The 19,101-nt window shown below is 38.2% G+C and carries 12 protein-coding genes; all 12 read left to right on the forward strand.

Annotated features, from left to right (window positions below; translation table 11 throughout):
- Positions 1-201: 201 nt before the first annotated feature.
- From ACUN8G_RS07290 to ACUN8G_RS07345, 12 genes are read left to right on the forward strand one after another with little or no spacing between them, the layout of a single operon-like run.
- A complete protein-coding gene (locus tag ACUN8G_RS07290; protein WP_437346416.1) occupies positions 202-765 on the forward strand; it encodes a hypothetical protein in 564 nt (187 codons plus the stop codon).
- A 47-nt stretch (positions 766-812) separates the two neighbouring features.
- Positions 813-1,862, forward strand: coding sequence for an alpha-L-arabinofuranosidase family protein (locus ACUN8G_RS14080; protein WP_510186461.1), 1,050 nt, complete (start codon positions 813-815; stop codon positions 1,860-1,862).
- A gap of 2 nt (positions 1,863-1,864) precedes the next feature.
- Entirely contained in the window at positions 1,865-2,803 is a 939-nt protein-coding gene (locus ACUN8G_RS07300; RefSeq protein WP_437346415.1) for a prolyl oligopeptidase family serine peptidase, read from the forward strand.
- A complete protein-coding gene (locus tag ACUN8G_RS07305) occupies positions 2,800-3,693 on the forward strand; it encodes an alpha/beta hydrolase (RefSeq protein ID WP_437346414.1) in 894 nt (297 codons plus the stop codon). Before ACUN8G_RS07300 ends, ACUN8G_RS07305 begins: the two co-directional genes overlap by 4 nt.
- A 47-nt stretch (positions 3,694-3,740) precedes the next feature.
- Entirely contained in the window at positions 3,741-4,901 is a 1,161-nt protein-coding gene (locus tag ACUN8G_RS07310; protein ID WP_437346413.1) for an alpha/beta hydrolase-fold protein, read from the forward strand.
- A 10-nt stretch (positions 4,902-4,911) separates the two neighbouring features.
- Positions 4,912-5,991 carry an esterase gene (locus tag ACUN8G_RS07315; protein ID WP_437346412.1) on the forward strand — a complete coding sequence of 360 codons (1,080 nt, stop codon included), beginning with the start codon at positions 4,912-4,914 and terminating at the stop codon, positions 5,989-5,991.
- 59 nt (positions 5,992-6,050) lie between these two features.
- A complete protein-coding gene (locus ACUN8G_RS07320) occupies positions 6,051-7,967 on the forward strand; it encodes an alpha/beta hydrolase-fold protein (RefSeq protein WP_437346411.1) in 1,917 nt (638 codons plus the stop codon).
- A 23-nt stretch (positions 7,968-7,990) separates the two neighbouring features.
- The gene (locus ACUN8G_RS07325) at positions 7,991-9,931 is read left to right on the forward strand and encodes a glycoside hydrolase family 97 protein (protein WP_437346410.1); all 1,941 of its coding nucleotides are present in this window, start codon (positions 7,991-7,993) and stop codon (positions 9,929-9,931) included.
- 38 nt (positions 9,932-9,969) lie between these two features.
- Positions 9,970-12,375, forward strand: a complete 2,406-nt coding sequence (locus ACUN8G_RS07330; protein ID WP_437346409.1) for a glycoside hydrolase family 31 protein — start codon at positions 9,970-9,972, stop codon at positions 12,373-12,375.
- 50 nt (positions 12,376-12,425) lie between these two features.
- Entirely contained in the window at positions 12,426-13,580 is a 1,155-nt protein-coding gene (locus ACUN8G_RS07335) for an alpha/beta hydrolase (protein ID WP_437346408.1), read from the forward strand.
- 34 nt (positions 13,581-13,614) lie between these two features.
- Positions 13,615-16,215 (forward strand): xylan 1,4-beta-xylosidase, encoded by a 2,601-nt coding sequence (xyl3A, locus tag ACUN8G_RS07340; protein ID WP_437346407.1) that lies wholly within the window; start codon positions 13,615-13,617, stop codon positions 16,213-16,215.
- A 9-nt stretch (positions 16,216-16,224) separates the two neighbouring features.
- Positions 16,225-19,101: a glycoside hydrolase family 2 TIM barrel-domain containing protein gene (locus tag ACUN8G_RS07345; protein WP_437346406.1), complete on the forward strand. Its 2,877-nt coding sequence runs from the start codon at positions 16,225-16,227 to the stop codon at positions 19,099-19,101.

Consider the following 19,101-nt stretch of genomic DNA (forward strand, 5'->3'; position numbering starts at 1 on the left):
AATGGCTCAATAAAGCAGACAACACTATTTCAAAGAACCAATTTTTACTTATACATGATTTATTTTTTCAATGAAAACGACAATACTTATAAATCTGTTCCTCTAATTGAATTTTTCAGATGTCTCAATAAATAAGTATCAAAAAATATATGTTTAGTGCTTGAATTGATTAGCAATCTATAAATCAAAAAGGTGGGGGGAATGATTAATAGATTATGGTTCAGTGCAGTTATTGCATCTACTTTTGCTATTCAAGCTAATCCCCACCCCTTTCAAAAAACTCCATTTGGTAAAAAGTCAACCATCAATTCAGCTGAAATAGAAATTCAATTCTCTAGTCCATCCTCAGTGGGAATTTTGAAATTGCCTGAGAGGCTTGTTTTGAATAAGAAATTATTACTGGTGATTTGCATTTTGCTTTTGGGAGTAGTGAACCTGTTTGCAGAAGACGGGCACAAACTATGGTTGCGTGGTCAGAGCACAGACATGGTGAATATTAGTTGCTCGAAAAACTCTGCAACTTTAGACATTGCAAAACAAGAATTAATACAATCATGGCAGGGAAAATCAGGAGCAACTGTTGTAATGTTGGTGAAGTCGATCCCAAAGTATAAGGTGTGTTTATGGAACCTATTAATTTCAGCGGCAGGCGAATGGGTTTACCTGATACTTCATTTTTTAGTACCCTGTATGGTCCTCTCTACAATCCAAAATCACCACTTGCCGATAAAAATGGTTTCCGAAAAGATTATATCGATGCAATGAGAGAGTTGAAAATTACCAATATGCGCTGGCCTGGTGGAAATTTTGTGATGGGCTATGACTGGAAAGATGGTATCGGACCCCAAAACAAAAGGCCTCGTCGCTTAAATCTTGCCTGGGGCGGATATGAAAGCAATGAAGTGGGTACAGATGAGTGGATTGCGCTTAATAAAGCAATAGGTAGTGAAAACGTCGTTTGTGTGAATCTTGGGCTTGGAATGGGTAGTATTCTCGATGCTTGTTATTGGGTAGAATACTGTAATCATCCTAAAGGAACGTACTATTCGGATTTTCGTATTAAGAATGGAAATCCTCAACCCTACAATGTTAAAATATGGGATCTTGGAAATGAAGTGGATGGTTATCCATGGGAACTTGGTCACATGAGTGCTGATGACTATGTAAAGGTTGCACGTGAAGCAGCAAAAGCAATGCGGTCAGTTGATAGATCAATTAAGTTGGTCGCATCAGGTTCATCTTATTATGAACCAACACGCACTATGAAAGGGTTCAAGAACCCAATATACATTTCGTTTGATGAGTGGGGCATTATGGGTCGCAACTTTTTATCCGTATTACCGGTTGCACAATGCTTTAATTCTTTTATCCGCAATGCGGATATTGTAAAGATGGCAAACTTTACTATGCTGACATCTCTCCTACAGGAAGATAGAGAAAAGGGTACATTTAAAACACCCCTCTTTTATATGTTCAAATCCTTTTCAAACAATTGTCATGGATTTGCAATTGATACATATGTTCAATGTGATACATTCAACACCAACAAATACAAAGGAATTCCTTATCTCGATGTGACATCAGTCTATAATCCTTCGACAAATACAATAATGATCAATGTGGTTAACAGGCATAAAGATGAAGCAATTACTGCAGAAGTTGTGAGTGTAGCAATTCCATTTATTAACGATGCAGAAGTTACAGTGATTAATCAAAATTCACTTGATGAGCCTTTTAGCTTTGATAAGAAAGATAAATATGTTCCGAGCATAAAACAGGTTCAGACAAACGGAAATAAACTGGTGTATACATTTGAACCTCATTCATTTACCCAGATAAAAGTAAAAATTAAGGAATTATGAAAATGAGTTTGAGAGGAAGAATTGCTTATTCCATTGTTATAATTATACTTACAATGACTCTAGCTTGCTTTGCCCAGGATTATTCAAAATGCTGGAAAGATGTTGACTATGTAGGTGATAGTTTGATTTACCATCGCCTTGATATTTACTTACCAAAAGTTATAAAAGATAAGTATCCTGTTGCAGTTGTAATTTATGGAAGTGCTTGGTTCGGTAACAATTTAAAAGGAATGGATCTTCCGATATTGGGAAAACCATTGCTCGAAGCAGGATTTGCTGTTGTGATGCCTAATCATCGTTCGAGTTCTGATGCAAAGTTTCCTGCTCAGCTACATGATATAAAAGCAGTAGTCAGGTTTATCAGAGGAAATGCGTCGCAATATCAGCTGGATACTTCTTTTATTGGGATAACAGGAAGTTCTTCAGGTGGAAATTTAGCAGCTATGCTTGGTACTTCCCGATTTGTCAAACAATACACTTTGGGAAATGAAACTATTGATGTTGAAGGAAATCTTGGTTCTTATCTAACATATAGCAGTTCAGTGGACGCAGTCGTTGACTGGTTCGGTCCTACAAATATGCTTGTGATGGATTCTTGTGGTGGTACTGATTTTATTCATAATGATGCAAAATCACCAGCGTCTCTTTATATTGGTGGACCACTTCAAGAACATAAAGAAAAAACTTTATTAGCAAGTCCTATAACATATGTTGATTCAGCTGATCCCGCATTTCTGATTTTTCATGGAGATAATGATAGAGTAGTACCATATTGCCAAAGCGTTCTTTTGCACGAAGCTTTACAAAAAGCTGGTGTTTCATCTCGATTATTTCTTGTAAAAGGTGGTCAACATGGATTTGGTATGTATACAGAAGAGAATATCAAATTAATGATAGATTTTTTTATTAATGAATTAGAGAAAAAGGAAAAGGCAAAATGAAAGCAACTTCATTTGTCACTTTAGTGCTTTTATTTTTCTTAGCATTTGTTTCAAATGCTCAGGAGATAATTAATTTATATTCGGGAGATATACCTAATTCAAGGAAGGCAAGTGTAAAGGAAGAATATACTTCTGGTATATATAGAGGTGTAACAAATCCAACACTTGAAATATATCTCCCAGACAAAGAGAAATCAAATGGAACCGCTGTCATTATTTGTCCAGGGGGTGCTTATGGTGTGGTGGTTTACCAAGCAGAAGGTGTGAGGACAGCAAAAGAGCTTGCTAAAAGTGGTGTTACCGCTTTTGTATTGAAGTATAGGATTCCTGATGATGCAACTATGATTGATAAGAAAATCGGTCCACTTCAAGATGCACAACAAGCTATCAAAGTAGTGAGAGAAGGTGCAAATAAGTGGGGTATTGATACTAATAAAATAGGTATTATGGGTTTTTCGGCTGGCGGTCATTTAGCAGCAACAGCTGCCACACACTATAAGCATGCTTACATTGAAAATGTTAATAATTCCAATCTTCGTCCTGATTTTCTAATATTAATCTATCCTGTAATTAGTATGCAAGACGAGTTAACGCACCTTGATTCAAGAAAAAATTTGTTGGGGAGCAATCCATCACAGGATATTATTCAGCAATTTTCAAATGAATTGCAGGTAGATTCAAATACCCCACCCACATATATAACTCATGCAGGAGATGATAGGGTTGTTACAGTGGATAACAGCATTATCTTTTATAAGAAACTACAGCAGAATAATGTACCGGCTGAACTGCATATCTATCCGCGAGGTAATCATGGTTTTGTTTTCCTTCAGCCTGCTGAAGAATGGATAACACCTATTCTTAAATGGCTGAGAAATATTTATAAGTAAAATGATAAAATTAATTCAAACCTTCAATAAATAATGAGTGACACATTATGAAAATCAGGTTACGTATAATTGAATCTTGTCTTTTGTCAGTGATTTTTTTAATAAGCAATGTTCTTGCCCAGGTACCTACAGGACCATTTATTATTTCTCCTCAGATTAATCCGGATAAAACAGTTGTGTTTAGATATTTAGCTCCTTCAGCAAAAGAAGTGAAGCTTAGTGCACAGTTTGCAAGAGAACCGCTTTCGATGACTAAAGATACTTTAGGAATCTGGAGCATTACTGTTGGCCCTATCAAACCGGACATTTATCCTTATTTTTTCATTGTTGATGGTATCCAGGTTATGGATCCGAGTAACGTCTTATACTTTCCAAACGAACGATTTAAAGCCAGTTTGGTTGATATTCCTGATGACCCACCGTTAGTTCATTCATTAAAAGATGTACCACATGGAACAGTTACATATGAGTATTACCCTTCTATAGAAGGTACTATAGGCACATTGGTTGTTTATACTCCACCGGGTTATGAAAAAAATCCAAATAAAAAATATCCTGTTCTCTATCTCATTAGTGGTACAACTGATTTGGAAGAAACATGGTTTAAGGTAGGTCGTGCAAATCTCATTCTCGATAACTTAATCGCAGAAGGCAAAGCAAAGCCAATGATTATTGTTATGCCGTATGGTAACATAGAGGCAAGAATTGCAGAACAAAAAGGATACCCAAAACCCTTTGATCCGAGATCAAGAGAAAGTGAAGAGGCAATACGAAGAACAAAGTCGTTTGAAAAAGATTTGATTGAGAATATTATTCCGTATGTGGAGAAAAATTATCGGGTATATTCCGACCGCTTCAACCGTGCAATTGGTGGCTTTTCAAGAGGCGGTGGACAAACCTTACGGGTTGCTTTCAGCAATCTCGATAAATTTTCATGGATTTGTTGTTTTGCAGCGTATTTATCTCAACAGGAGATGGAAAAAGAATATAAGCATATTTACGAAAATCACAAAGTAACAAATAGTCAAATAAAACTCTTCTGGATAAGTGTAGGGGATGAAGACTTTTTGTACAAACAGACTATCGAATTTATGGATTTTCTTAAATCGAAAAACATCAATTACAAAAGTTTTATTACTTCAGGTGGACATACCTGGATGAATACAAGAAAATTTCTAACCGAAGTTTCTCAATTACTATTTCAATAAGGTTAAGGTCATGAAAAAGATTCTTTTTGTAATATCACTATTCATTATTGCATCAAACATAACGAATGCTCAAAGGCCACCGGCAATTGTATCTCCTGAAATAAACCCGGATAAAAGTATTACATTTCGTTATTTTGCACCTAATGCGAAGGAGGTACTGCTTGATGCTGAGTTCTTAAAAAGTCCACTTTGTATGTCAAAGGATACATCTGGTGTTTGGAGTATCACTGTACCACCTGTTGAACCAGATATTTATCCTTATTTCTTTAGAGTTGATAGTATTGCAGTAGCTGATCCTAATAATTCGTATCTGTTTGCAAATGAGAGGTTTAAACGAAGTCTGATTGAAATACGTGGTGATAAGCCTTTAATTCATGAATTGCAAGATGTGCCGCACGGGAAAGTAAGTTATCGCTATTACAAATCTTCAACGCTTGGTACTATACGCCAGCTTGTTATTTATACACCACCAGGGTTTAACATCAATGGGAAAACTAAGTATCCTGTTCTTTATCTCATTCATGGTGGTTCCGATACTGAAGAAACTTGGACAAAAGTTGGTCGTGCAAACCTCATTGCCGATAATCTTATTGCGCAAGGTAAAGCTGTGCCAATGATTATTGTTATGCCTTACGCTAACGTTATGCCAAAACCTATGGAGTATTTTACGAAAGATATGTTGAATGATATTATTCCTTTTATTGAATCGAACTATCCCGTTTATACCGATAGTAAAAATCGTGCTATTGCAGGTTTTTCTTTTGGTGGTGGACAAACATTGAATATCGGACTCACTAATCCTGATAAATTTGCTTACATCTATGCATACGCTCCATATACAGCTACGGATGAGTTTAGAAAAAATTTTTCCAATTGGTCACCGGATACTGTTTTAATAAATAAACAATTGAAACATTTTTTCATCAGTATAGCAGAAGAAGATTTTTTGTATGAAAGTGTAAAACAACTTATTGGAATGTTCAATGAAAAGAAGTTAAAACTAGAAACTCTTGTTGTTCCTGGTGGACACACATGGATGAATTGTAAACTCTATCTAAGTAGAACATTGCAACAATTGTTTAAAAACTGACATTGTTATTATATATGGATTTAATAAAAACCTTGATAACAATAAGTGTGGAGAAAGTCATGAATAAAATTATTACTCATGTGATTCTGATGATAATTTTAATACAAACCCTATATTCACAAAATATCAAAGTTCCTCAGGACTTTGATAAGTTACGGGATAATATTCTACATGGCAAAATAGATACTGTCTATTATGAATCAAAAACAGTAGGAGCAACACGAAAAGCTCTGGTTTATATTCCACCACAATTTTCAACAGAAAATAAATACCCGGTCTTATACCTGTTGCATGGCATTGGTGGGGATGAAACTGAATGGCTTAAAGGTGGTCAGCCGGATATCATTTTAGATAATCTCTATGCCGATAAAAAAATTGAACCTATGATTGTTGTGATGCCGAATGGACGAGCAATGAAAGATGATAGGGCTGAGGGAAATATTTATGATAGTGTGAAGGTGCAGGCTTTTGCGAATTTTGAGAAAGACTTGTTAAATGATCTTATTCCCTTTATCGAGAAAAATTATCCGGTATACACCGATAGAGACCACCGGGCTATTGCAGGGTTGTCTATGGGAGGTGGACAGGCATTGAATTTTGGACTGGGAAATCTCGATGTTTTTGCCTGGATTGGAGGATTCTCTTCTGCTCCTAACACCAAAGCACCTGAGTTATTGGTCCCAAATCCGGAAGAAGCTAAAAAGAAAATTAAATTGCTATGGATTTCATGCGGTGATAATGATAATCTTATCATCTTCAGTCAACGTACTCACGATTATCTTCAAAAACATAAGGTACCACATATTTATTTTGTCGAACCTGGTGTACACGATTTCAAAGTCTGGAAGAATAGTTTATATCATTTCTCACAGTTAATATTTAAACCATTAGGTGAGGAAGTAATTAAGAAATATAGTAGTCTTGTTGGTACTCCTGCCTCAACGAATGTACGGGGAGCAAAGTATCCTCAGATTTTGTATGATGGACGGGCAATCTTTAGAATTAAAGCTCCCGAGGCAAATAAAATCCAACTCGATTTGCACAAAAAATATGATTTGATTAAAAACGAAGAGGGAGTATGGGAGGTTATTACAGATACACTTGGCGAAGGTTTTCATTATTATTCTCTCATTATCGATGGAGTTGCTGTAGCAGATCCCGCAAGTGAAACATTTTATGGAATGGGACGCATGGCAAGCGGAATCGAAGTACCGTTTAAGGGTGATACGATTTATGCGGTGAAAAATGTTCCGCATGGTGATATTCGTATTAAAAGATATTTCTCGAAGATTACTCATAGTTGGCGTTCTTTTTATCTATATACTCCTCCTGGTTACGATGTGAATGTTAAAGAGAAGTATCCTGTTTTATATATTCTTCATGGTGGTGGTGAAGATCAACGTGGATGGGCACAACAGGGGAAAACTGATCTTATTCTCGATAATTTAATAGCACAGAAAAAAGCGGTGCCTATGTTGGTGGCTATGATAGATGGAAACATGCCGTTTTCAGGGTTTGGTGAGGAAATGCTTAAACTGTTTGATGCTGAACTAAAGGAGAGTGTTATTCCATTCATTGAAAAAAATTACAGAGTAAAGTCGGCTCAACAATATCGGGCGCTTGCAGGTTTATCTATGGGTGGATTACAAACGCTGTATGCAGGAATAAAGAATACCGATATGTTTGCTTACCTTGGTGTATTCAGTTCGGGATGGATTGTGCCGATGCAAAATACTATTGCAGAAGCACAATATGAATTTATGAAGAAAAATGCTGAGAAGATAAATACGAATTTGAAACAATTTTGGATTGCCATGGGAGGTAAGGAAGACATTGCATGGCAGAACTGCCAAATAATGATAAAAAAGTTTGATGAACTAGGGATTAATTACACATACAGTGAATATCCAGGGGGCCATACCTGGCCTGTATGGAGAAACAATTTGTATAATTTTGCTCAACTATTATTCAAATAATGAAATCATCATGGAGAAGGGAAATGAAATCTATTCAATGGATATTTGTGCTGATTGCAATGGTCATATTCCATAATCAATCTTCCACTGCACAAACATTTACAATCGACAGTCCGAATAAGAAAATATCTGTATCCTTCTGGCTAACCGAGAAGGGTGAACCTATGTATTCTGTTTCTTATTCAGGAGCAACAATATTGCAACCCTCTAAATTGGGACTTATTCGAAACGATGGGAATTTTTCTTCGGCTCTTACATTAGATTCAGTATCAAATGCGAGTGTGGTATCTGATCAATACACAATGCTTCACGGCAAGCGATTGAATTGCCACTATCTTGGAAATAAGCGCATATTTTATCTGGAAAATGCAGATTCTCAAAAGATGGAAATCATTTTTCAAGTTTCAAACGATGGGGTTGCGTTCAGATATTATTTCCCTGGGGAATCAAATAAACCTGTCAAAATTTATAAAGAGCTGAGCTCTTTTCATTTTCATCTTTCAACAAAGGCTTTTCTTCAACCATGTCCCGATGCCCGTACCGGCTGGTGCTTTACACAGCCATCGTATGAAGAATATTATCAGATTGAAATACCTGTTGGCACTGTTTCACCCAATCAAGCTGGATGGGTAATGCCCGCGCTTTTCAATTATGACAAATACTGGATATGCATCACAGAAACTGCTGTGGATACAAACTATTGCGGATCGCGTTTAAGTCAATTTTCCCCTGATGGCGAATATTCCATTCAATTTCCTCAGCCACAGGAATGCAGAGACAATGAACCGTATTTACCTGAGTCGATTTTACCATGGTATACACCTTGGCGTATCATTGCCGTCGCTGATCATCTTGCAGGACTTGTTGAATCAACGTTAGAAACCGATTTGGCAACTCCTGCCAAATACGATGTTTCTTCATGGCTTAAGCCTGGTGTTGCTTCGTGGAGTTGGGTAATCCTCAAAGATGATTCAACCGTGTTTGATGTACAAAAACGATATATCGATTTTGCTGCAAGTATGCAATGGGAATACTGTTTGATTGATGCTTTTTGGGATGCTAAAATCGGGTATGAAAAAATTAATGAACTCGCCGAATACGCAAAAACAAAAAATGTGAAAATCTTATTGTGGTATAACTCTGCGGGAAATTGGAATTCAACGACGCTTACCCCACGAGATAAAATGCTCACGAGGGCATCAAGACAGGGAGAGTTTCAAAAATTGAAGGATATGGGAATAGCAGGTATCAAGGTGGACTTCTTCGGTGGCGATGGACAGTCCATGATGAAATATTATATCGATATTTTAAAAGATGCGGCAAAATTTAATCTTGCTGTAAACTTTCATGGTTGTACCTATCCTCGAGGTTGGCATCGTACTTATCCCAATCTGGTGAGTATGGAGAGCATCAAAGGGATGGAATATGTTACCTTTGCTCAATACTTTGCAGATAATCAGCCCTGGCATTGTACGGTCCTTCCATTTACACGTAACCTTTTTTCTCCCATGGATTTTACTCCAGTAAATTTTTCAGGCATTCCGAATATTCAACGGAGAACTACCGGTGCCTTTGAATTAGCTTTGTCCGTTATATTCACTTCAGGTATACAGCATATAGCTGAAACACCGTACGGTATGTCAGCCCAAAAAGATTTTGTTAAAGCATTTATGAGTTCATTGCCTGAGACATGGGACGATATAAAATTCATTGAAGGTTATCCTGGTAAGTATGTGGTATTGGCAAGAAAAAAAGGAAATATTTGGTATATAGCAGGGATCAATGGAGAAAATACGGAACGAATGTTAGAGCTGGATCTTTCTTTTATCCCAGCACCTTCAAAAGGTTTTATTATTACAGATACAAAAGATGGAAAAAGTTTTGTGAAGCAGAATGTTCAATTGTCTAAACTTGTAAAAATTACTTTGCGTCCATATGGTGGTTTTCTAATCAAGACTTCATAGGGCTAAATAACAACAACAAAAAATATAAAAGGTATAGAATGAATAAAAAATACATTCTCCTATTCATCCTCTGTTTGATTCTTTTGGCAATGACTCTTCAAGCCGAATCCTATTCATTCCAGAAAACAGACTATGGAATAAATGCAAGAATTAAATCCATTGGAGTTGAGGTTCAGTTCTTTAATTCTTCAATAATTAGAATAATCAAATGGCCTGTAAGCACTTCCTTCGATAAAAAGAGCCTTTCTGTGATTGCTCAACCTCAAAAAATTCGATTTAATGTAAATCAAACAGATAAAAATCTCATTTTAAAAAGCAAAGATGTTCAGGTATTGGTCAATCTGAATAATGGGCAAATATCTTTTTTAAATACCGCTGGAGCACTTCTGTTAAACGAAAAAGAAAATGGCTTTTCATTCACCGCTTTTAACGATGCAGGGAATCAGACCTATAGTGTTTCCCAATTTTTTGTACTTGACCAAGATGAAGCCATTTACGGACTTGGCCAGCAACAACAGGGGAAAATGGTTCAGCGTAACATTAAACTTCGAATGATTCAGGGAAATACAGATGACTATATTCCATTCTTCCTTTCTGTTAAAGGATATGGCCTATTCTGGGATAATTATTCTCCAACTATTTTTACCGATACTCCTGAAGAAACTTCCTTTAGTTCTGATGTTGGAGATTGCATCGATTACTATTTTATGTATGGTGGTAATGCCGATGGAGTTATTGCTCAAATGCGCGGACTTACTGGCAGGGTTCCTATGTTCCCTTTGTGGACATTTGGTTACTGGCAGAGTAAAGAGCGGTATAAAAGTCAGGATGAAATTGTGGGAGTAGTGAAGAAGTACCGCGAGCTTGGCGTGCCTCTCGATGGAATTATTCAAGACTGGCAGTATTGGGGAAATAATTACTTATGGAATGCTATGGAATTTCTCAATGCTGAGTTTTACGATCCTCAAAAAATGGTTGATGATATTCACGCTTTAAATGCCCACATAATTATTTCCATCTGGAATTCGTTTGGTCCAATGACAAAGCAATATAAAGAATTAGATAGTCTTCACGCCCTTATGGATTTTAAAACCTGGCCCGAATCTGGTTCTGATAAATGGCCTCCCCGTTTGGATTATCCTTCGGGAGTAAGAGTATATGATGCATACCATCCGCAGGCACGTGAGATTTACTGGAAATATCTTAAGAATGGACTATTCTCACTTGGCATCGATGGATGGTGGATTGATTCGTCCGAACCTGATCATCTTCAATTTAAAGAGAGCGACTTAGATAATAAAACCTATCCGGGCTCATTTCGCAAAGTGCGCAATGCTTATCCTTTAATGACAGTTGGTGGAGTATATGAACATCAACGACAAGAAACTTCAAATAAACGGGTGTTTATACTGACCCGTTCAGCATTTGCAGGTCAGCAACGATTCGGTTCTGTTGTATGGTCAGGCGATGTGGTAGCATCGTGGGAAGCATTGAGAAATCAAATATCCGCGGGACTTAATTTTTCACTGTGCGGAATACCCTACTGGAATAGCGATATTGGCGGATTTTTTCTTTGGAATTTCCCGGACAAATTGAACGACCCTGAATACAAAGAACTTTATGTTCGCTGGCTGCAATTCGGCGCATTTTGTCCGATGATGCGTTCACACGGAACCGATGCTCCGCGTGAGATTTATCAGTTCGGAAAGAAGGGCGAACCGATTTATGATGCCATTGAAAAATTTATCAACTTACGTTATCGGTTATTGCCTTACATTTATTCCACTGCCTGGGATGTGACAGCCAATCATTCCACGATGATGCGTGCATTGGTCATGGATTTTCCGCACGATAAAAATGCGCTTGACCTTAACGATGAATATATGTTTGGAAAATCACTTCTCGTTTGTCCTGTTACAGAAAATATGTATAACAAGAACAAGAAAGAAGATTTCGGTACGATAGGTAAACGTACACTATACCTGCCCGAAGGAACCAACTGGTACGATTTCTGGACCGGCGAGAAATTTACCGGCGGTCAATATATCTCCAGAGACACTCCTATCGACATTATCCCTTTATATGTAAAAGCTGGTTCAATCTTGCCTATTGGTCCAAAGGTGCAATATGCTACAGAGAAAAAATGGGATAATTTAGAAATTCGCATTTACGAAGGAGCCGATGGTGAATTTACACTCTATGAGGATGAAGGGGATAACTATAACTACGAAAAAAAGCTTTATTCAACGATAATCTTTAAGTGGAACAACAAAAGTAAAGCTTTAACGATATCCGAACAAAAAGGATCATTCCCGGGAATGTTAACCATGAGAAACTTCCGGGTTGTTGTGGTATCGAAAGGTCATGGTATAGGGATTGATGAAACAGAGTTTATAGATAAAATGGTAAAGTATAATGGAAAAGAAAAGAAAGTTGTTTTCTGATAACAGTTTTAAACATAAACCAACAAAAACTATTTATGGGGGATTAAAACATGAAACAAAAACAATTAACAATATTGTTGATTTTCCTATTGATCAGTGGAATTTGCTTTGCTCAAACAGACAAGCCGATCGTTGAGGATTTTAAACCAGCTTCAACCAATCAGCCTGGTAAGGAATATCCACAGGTGAATTCTGAGGGCAGAGTTCGTGTCAGGATTTCAGCTCCTGAAGCCAAGCGTGTACAACTCGATATTGGTGGTGTAAAATACGATTTGGTAAAAGATACAGCGGGCGTTTGGACTGGCGAGTCAGCTCCCCAGGATGAAGGATTTCACTATTACCAGCTGTGGATAGATGGAGCCGCTGTTCCTGACCCGGGTAGTTTGTATTTTTATGGTGCCATGCGCTGGGGAAGTGGAATAGAAATACCAGCTCACGATCAAGATTTCTATGCATTGAAAAATGTTCCTCACGGACAGGTGCGACAAATTCTTTTCTATTCAAAAAGTACAAATACAATTCGACGTGCGTTCGTGTACACACCACCTGATTATGATAAAGATTTAAAAAAGCGTTATCCGGTGCTTTACCTTCAACATGGTTGGGGTGAAGATGAAACAGGTTGGCCTAATCAAGGGAAAGTAAATCTCATTATGGATAATTTGATTGCAGAAGGAAAAGCCAAGCCCTTCATCATTGTGATGACCTATGGTATGACGAACGAAATCAAATTCGGTGGATTGAGAAATTTCGATATCAAGCCATTCCAAACAGTTCTGGTTGATGAACTCATTCCGTATATTGATGCAAATTTTCGCACACTTAAGGAGCAACCATATCGCGCGATGGCTGGACTTTCAATGGGTGCGATGGAAACTAAAATGATAACCTTGAAGAATCTTGACACTTTCTCTCATATTGGACTATTCAGCGGTGGAAGTATTACTATGGATGACGTTAATAACACACCTGGATTTAAAGAAAAAGTGAAATTAGTATTTGTAAGTTTTGGCGGTAGAGAAATCGAAGGTATGAAAAATAGACCCATGGGCGGACCATTTGGCGGTGATCCTAAAGAAGCTACAGAGACCATTAAAAAAGCTGGCATCAACGCTCATTTTTATGTTTCTCCAAACACAGCACATGAATGGCAAAGCTGGCGGCGAAGTCTTTATCAATTTGCTCAACTTTTATTCAAAAATTGATCGTTCCACTCAAAAATAATAAGAAGAGAGTACCATGGTGAAATATAAATATTTTATTGTAGCATTTTTGATTGTTATTGAAATCAATGCGCAACAATTCCCTTTTCAAAATCCAAATTTAAGTTCGGAAGAACGAGCAAAAGATTTGATTTCTCGCCTCACTCTTGAAGAGAAAGCGGCTTTGATGTGTGATGTGTCTGATGCTATTCCACGATTGGGTATAAAAAAATTTAATTGGTGGAGTGAAGCCCTTCATGGTTTGGCTAATAACGACAGTGTTACGGTATTCCCTCAGCCTATCGGCATGGCGGCATCTTTTAACGATGCATTGGTATATCAAATTTTCAACGCTGTTTCTGATGAAACACGAGCAAAGTACCATGAAATGATTCGGAGAGGAGGAGAAAACAGACGATTTCTGAGTCTCTCTGTATGGACACCCAACGTGAACATTTTCCGCGATCCGCGTTGGGGGCGAGGTCAGGAGACTTATGGTGAAGATCCTTACTTGATGTCGCGTATGGGTGTAGCTGTGGTTAAAGGATTACAAGGACCCGATACTTCTCGGTATCGAAAATTGTTGGCTTGTGCTAAACATTTTGCCGTGCATTCAGGACCTGAATGGAGCAGACACAGGATAAACTTAAACAATATCGATCCTCGCGATTTATACGAAACCTACCTCCCTGCTTTTAAATCTTTGGTTCAGGAAGCTGATGTTCGTCAGGTCATGTGTGCTTATCATCGCCTTGATGATGAGCCTTGTTGTGGTAATTCACATTTGTTACAACAAATTTTACGTGACGAGTGGGGTTACAAACATCTTGTTGTTGCAGATTGTGGCGCCATTACAGATTTTTTTACCAGTCATAAAGTTACACCCGATGCTGTCCAGGCTGCCACCAAAGCTGTTCTGGCTGGAACCGATCTTGAATGCCAATGGGATAATCACGTTTATAAAAAATTGCCCGAAGCTGTTGAAAAAGGATTGCTCACCGAAGAAGAACTCGACAGCCGTTTGATGCGTGTTATGAAAAACCGTTTCGATCTGGGTGAATTCGACAACGATAACCTGGTTCGATGGACAAAAATTCCAATATCCGTTGTCAATAATGAAGAACACCGAAAACTTGCTCTCGATATGGCTCGTCAATCAATCGTTTTGCTTCAAAATAAAAATAATATCTTACCTCTGGAAAAATCTTCTATTAAAAAGCTAGCTGTCATTGGTCCCAATGCTAACGATGAAGAAATGCTCTGGGGAAATTATAATGGAAAGCCTGTACGAACAATCACAATTCTTGAAGGAATTCAATCTAAACTTTCTCCTGATAAAATTCTTTACGATAAAGGATGTGATCTGGTAGAAGATAAAGTGACACAGAGTTATTTCGATCAGTGTTCTTTTGAAGGGAAAAAGGGATTTAAAGCGACTTATTGGAATACACCGGATTTTAGTGGCAATGTGGTGACTATCCAACAAATAACGCATCCAATCAAACTAACTACTGCTGGTCAGCATGAATTTGCGTCTGGAGTCAAGCTCGAGGGATTCTCTGCTAAATATGAAACCGAGTTTATTCCAAAAGTTTCAGAAGAGCTTGTATTCAAAGGTGGAGCTACAGGATACTTTGAACTTTTTGTCAATGGTACTTCAATTCAGAGGTATCATAATTGGCGTACGTTACCATCGCGTATACCTTTTAAAGTGGAAGCTGGCAAAAAGTATCATATCGAAATTCGATATGCCCAGATGTACAATTGGCAGGCAAACATTGAATTTGATTTTGGGAAAGAAGTGGATGTAGATTATACAGATTTGATTAAGAAACTTAATGGTATTGATCTGGTTGTATTTGTTGGAGGTTTGTCGAGTAAACTCGAAGGCGAAGAGATGCCGGTATCTTATCCTGGTTTTAAAGGTGGGGATCGCACAAACATTGAATTGCCTTCGGTTCAGCGCAATTGTTTGAAAGCGTTAAAGTCTGCTGGCAAAAAGATAATTTTTGTCAATTGTTCTGGATCTGCTATTGCCTTAACCCCTGAAACCGAAACTTGTGAAGCAATCGTGCAGGCATGGTATGCTGGTGAATCTGGCGGTCAAGCTGTTGCCGATGTTCTCTTCGGCGATTACAATCCTTCAGGGAAACTGCCCATCACATTTTATAAGAGTAGCGATCAGCTTCCGGATTTCGAAAATTACTCAATGAAAAATCGCACGTACCGCTTTTTCAACGATGCGCTGTTCCCATTTGGTTTCGGTTTGAGCTATACTACTTTCAAGATAGGTGATGCGAAAATTAACAAAACAAAAATAAAAGCAAATGAATCGATTGAACTCACAATACCTGTTACAAATACCGGTAAACGTGATGGTACTGAGATAGTTCAGGTTTATATACGTAAGTTAAACGATACAGAAGGACCAATTAAAACATTAAGAGGTTTTCAACGAGTCAATGTGCCAGTTGGAAAAACAGTTAATTCGATCATCTATTTACCTTACAATGCATTTGAATTTTATGATCGCACTATTGGAAAAATGTGTGTTAGTAACGGAAAGTACGAAGTATTGTATGGCAATACATCAGATTCTAAAAATATGAAGTCTATAAAAATTACTATCAAGAATTAAGAGAATAAAATGAAAATAAATACTTCTTCAATACTATCTTACTTCACCATCATCTTTTTTAGTGTTTCAGCAATGATACCAATTTCCTTCGGACAACCACAGACAATGGAGCTTTTTACTAAATCATGGTATTTCAATTTTGGCGATGTTCGGAATGGACAAGATCCTTTGTATGATGATTCTAACTGGAAATTAATTAATCTGCCCCACGACTGGAGCATTGAAGGGCTTGCTCAGTCCATAACAAAAAAAGAGGAGGCGCCAGAATTCAATATTGTGAAAGGAGAATGGAAATTCAATCAAGGCGACAACCTGGATTGGAAAAACCCCGATAGAGATGACAGTTCCTGGCAGATTGTAAATCTTCCCTCGACCTGGGAACAACATTCGAACTATACGCAAGATAATGTGTTTGGTTGGTTCCGCCGTGAGCTCCATATCCCTGCGGAATTAAGTGGAAAGGATATTTATATCAATCTCGGTAAAATCGATGATATCGATGAGACCTATTTTAACGGTGTGAAAGTGGGTAGCATGGGTTCTTTTCCGCCCAACTATGTCACTGCATGGGATGCAATCAGAAGGTATAAAGTTCCCCATGAAATTATTCACTATGGAGGTAAGAATCTTATTGCTGTTCGCGTGTTCGACGGAATTATGGGGGGCGGGATTTATGATGAAGGCGTAAAAATGACCGAGGGTCCTTTTGAATCCACTTGCCCGGGAGGTAGTGGTGCAGGATATATAAATGCAGGCATTGGTTGGTATAGAAAAATGTTCGGACTTCCTGAAAGTATTCGGGGTAAACGAATTTTCATTGAATTCGATGGCGTATATATGAACAGCGATGTATGGATCAATGGTATTCACCTTGGTAATCGACCTTATGGCTATTCCAGCTTTCAGTATGAATTGACTCCCCATCTGAAATTTGGCGAAGAAAAAAATGTTCTGGCAGTGAGAGTGAATGTGCAACAGCCTTGCTCGCGCTGGTATTCAGGTGCTGGAATTTACCGTAATGTGCGATTAAAAGTAACTGATCCGGTTCATATCGCACATTGGGGAACGTATGTGACGACTCCGGTTGTGTCTGAAAGTGAAGCCATCATTCGAATCGAAACAAAAATTCATAATCAGTCTAACTCTTCTCAAATCGTGAAGCTTGAATCAATCATCACAGATGACGAGGGGCACAAGTGTGGAAGCATCTCTTCAACGCAAGAGGTTGAAGTAGATAGTATCTGCACCTTCAAACAATCGATAAAATTGTCAAAACCCAAATTATGGACTTTAGAAAATCCTTTTCTTTACCATGTCAAGTCGAAAGTATATGTAAATGGTAAAATTGTGGATACCTATGACACGCCTTTTGGAATTCGTACATTTGAATTTACCATAGACAAAGGATTTTTCTTAAATGGAAAACATGTTCCCATTAAAGGGGTATGTCTCCATCACGATCTTGGATGCCTTGGGTCTGCAGTAAACAAAAGGGCAATTGAGCGTCAACTGGAAATTATGAAAAGCATGGGTTGTAATGCCATCCGCACAAGTCATAATCCGCCAGCGCCTGAGTTGCTCGATTTATGTGATCGTATGGGATTTCTCGTGATGGATGAGGCATTTGATGAGTGGAAGAAGTCAAAAACAATGTATGGTTATGGTCGCTTTTTCGATGAATGGTCAGAAAGAGATTTGCGAGACATGATTCGTCGCGACAGAAACCATCCCAGCATTATTCTGTGGAGCATTGGCAATGAAATTCCTGAACAGGACAATGCCAACGCGTACGAAATGGCGAAGCGACTTGCAGATATCTGCCGTGAAGAAGACCCAACTCGGCCTATTACTTCCGCATGCAATAATCCGGGAATTGCTGTCGAAAGTGGTTTTGCAAAACCGCTCGATGTGTTAGGCATTAATTATAACATTCAGTTTTATCAAACACTCAAAGGAAAAGCAAAATTAATTGCTTCTGAAACTGCTTCGACTGTCAGTACCCGTGGAGAATATAACCTGGTCCAAGATGGAGATACACTTAAGATTGTAAAAGAGTTGAACAACCAGTGCACTTCGTACGACATTACTGTTCCTAATTGGGCAAATAGAGCAGAAACTGTCCTCAAGGCAATCAAAAATTCGCCGTGGGTTGCAGGTGAATTCGTATGGACAGGTTTTGATTACATTGGCGAGCCAACACCTTTTGGTTGGCCGTCGGTCAGTTCGTATTTTGGCATTGTGGATCGATGTGGATTTCAGAAAGACCGTTATTACCTTTATCAGAGTCAGTGGACAGACAATCCCATGGTGCACATTCTTCCTCACTGGAACTGGCAAGGTTTTGAGGGAAAGGAGATTCCCGTCTGGTGTTACAGCAATTGTGAATCAGTGGAATTGTTTTTAAACGGAAAATCACTTGGCGAAAAGAAATTCTCTGACACAGATGATTTACATTTGGAATGGAAAGTTCCTTATGTTCCTGGAACGTTAAGAGCCGTTGCGAAAAATAAAGGCAAGGTGGTGTGCACGGACGAAGTTCAAACCGCAGGTGCGCCTGCCAAAATCCTCCTGAGCCCAGATCGAACCGAAATCAGCGCTGATGGTAAGGATCTTTCGTTTATCAAAGTGGCAATTGTCGACAGGGAAGGCCGTGTTTGTCCAAATGCCGACAACCTTGTGAAATTTAAAATTCAAGGCAAGGGCATTATTGCAGGAGTGGACAACGGCAATCCTGTTAGTCATGAGTATTTCAAAACCAGCGAACGAAAGGCATTTCATGGGCTGTGTCTTGTTGTTGTTCAATCCATGGCTGAAAAAGGAACAATCCATCTTTCGGCAGAATCTGAAGGATTGCAATCAGCAGAGGTTTTAATCCACGTGAAATAA

Source organism: Melioribacter sulfuriphilus (assembly GCF_052656625.1).

Excerpts from the sequence above, each read along its gene's own strand:
- ACUN8G_RS07315 (WP_437346412.1), top strand. The coding sequence starts at position 4,912 with ATGAAAAAGATTCTTTTTGTAATATCACTATTCATTATTGCATCAAAC.
- ACUN8G_RS07310 (WP_437346413.1), top strand. The coding sequence starts at position 3,741 with ATGAAAATCAGGTTACGTATAATTGAATCTTGTCTTTTGTCAGTGATT.
- ACUN8G_RS07305 (WP_437346414.1), top strand. The coding sequence starts at position 2,800 with ATGAAAGCAACTTCATTTGTCACTTTAGTGCTTTTATTTTTCTTAGCA.
- ACUN8G_RS07325 (WP_437346410.1), top strand. The coding sequence starts at position 7,991 with ATGAAATCTATTCAATGGATATTTGTGCTGATTGCAATGGTCATATTC.
- ACUN8G_RS07290 (WP_437346416.1), top strand. The coding sequence starts at position 202 with ATGATTAATAGATTATGGTTCAGTGCAGTTATTGCATCTACTTTTGCT.
- ACUN8G_RS07335 (WP_437346408.1), top strand. The coding sequence starts at position 12,426 with ATGAAACAAAAACAATTAACAATATTGTTGATTTTCCTATTGATCAGT.
- xyl3A (WP_437346407.1), top strand. The coding sequence starts at position 13,615 with ATGGTGAAATATAAATATTTTATTGTAGCATTTTTGATTGTTATTGAA.
- ACUN8G_RS07320 (WP_437346411.1), top strand. The coding sequence starts at position 6,051 with ATGAATAAAATTATTACTCATGTGATTCTGATGATAATTTTAATACAA.
- ACUN8G_RS07300 (WP_437346415.1), top strand. The coding sequence starts at position 1,865 with ATGAGTTTGAGAGGAAGAATTGCTTATTCCATTGTTATAATTATACTT.
- ACUN8G_RS07345 (WP_437346406.1), top strand. The coding sequence starts at position 16,225 with ATGAAAATAAATACTTCTTCAATACTATCTTACTTCACCATCATCTTT.
- ACUN8G_RS14080 (WP_510186461.1), top strand. The coding sequence starts at position 813 with ATGGGCTATGACTGGAAAGATGGTATCGGACCCCAAAACAAAAGGCCT.
- ACUN8G_RS07330 (WP_437346409.1), top strand. The coding sequence starts at position 9,970 with ATGAATAAAAAATACATTCTCCTATTCATCCTCTGTTTGATTCTTTTG.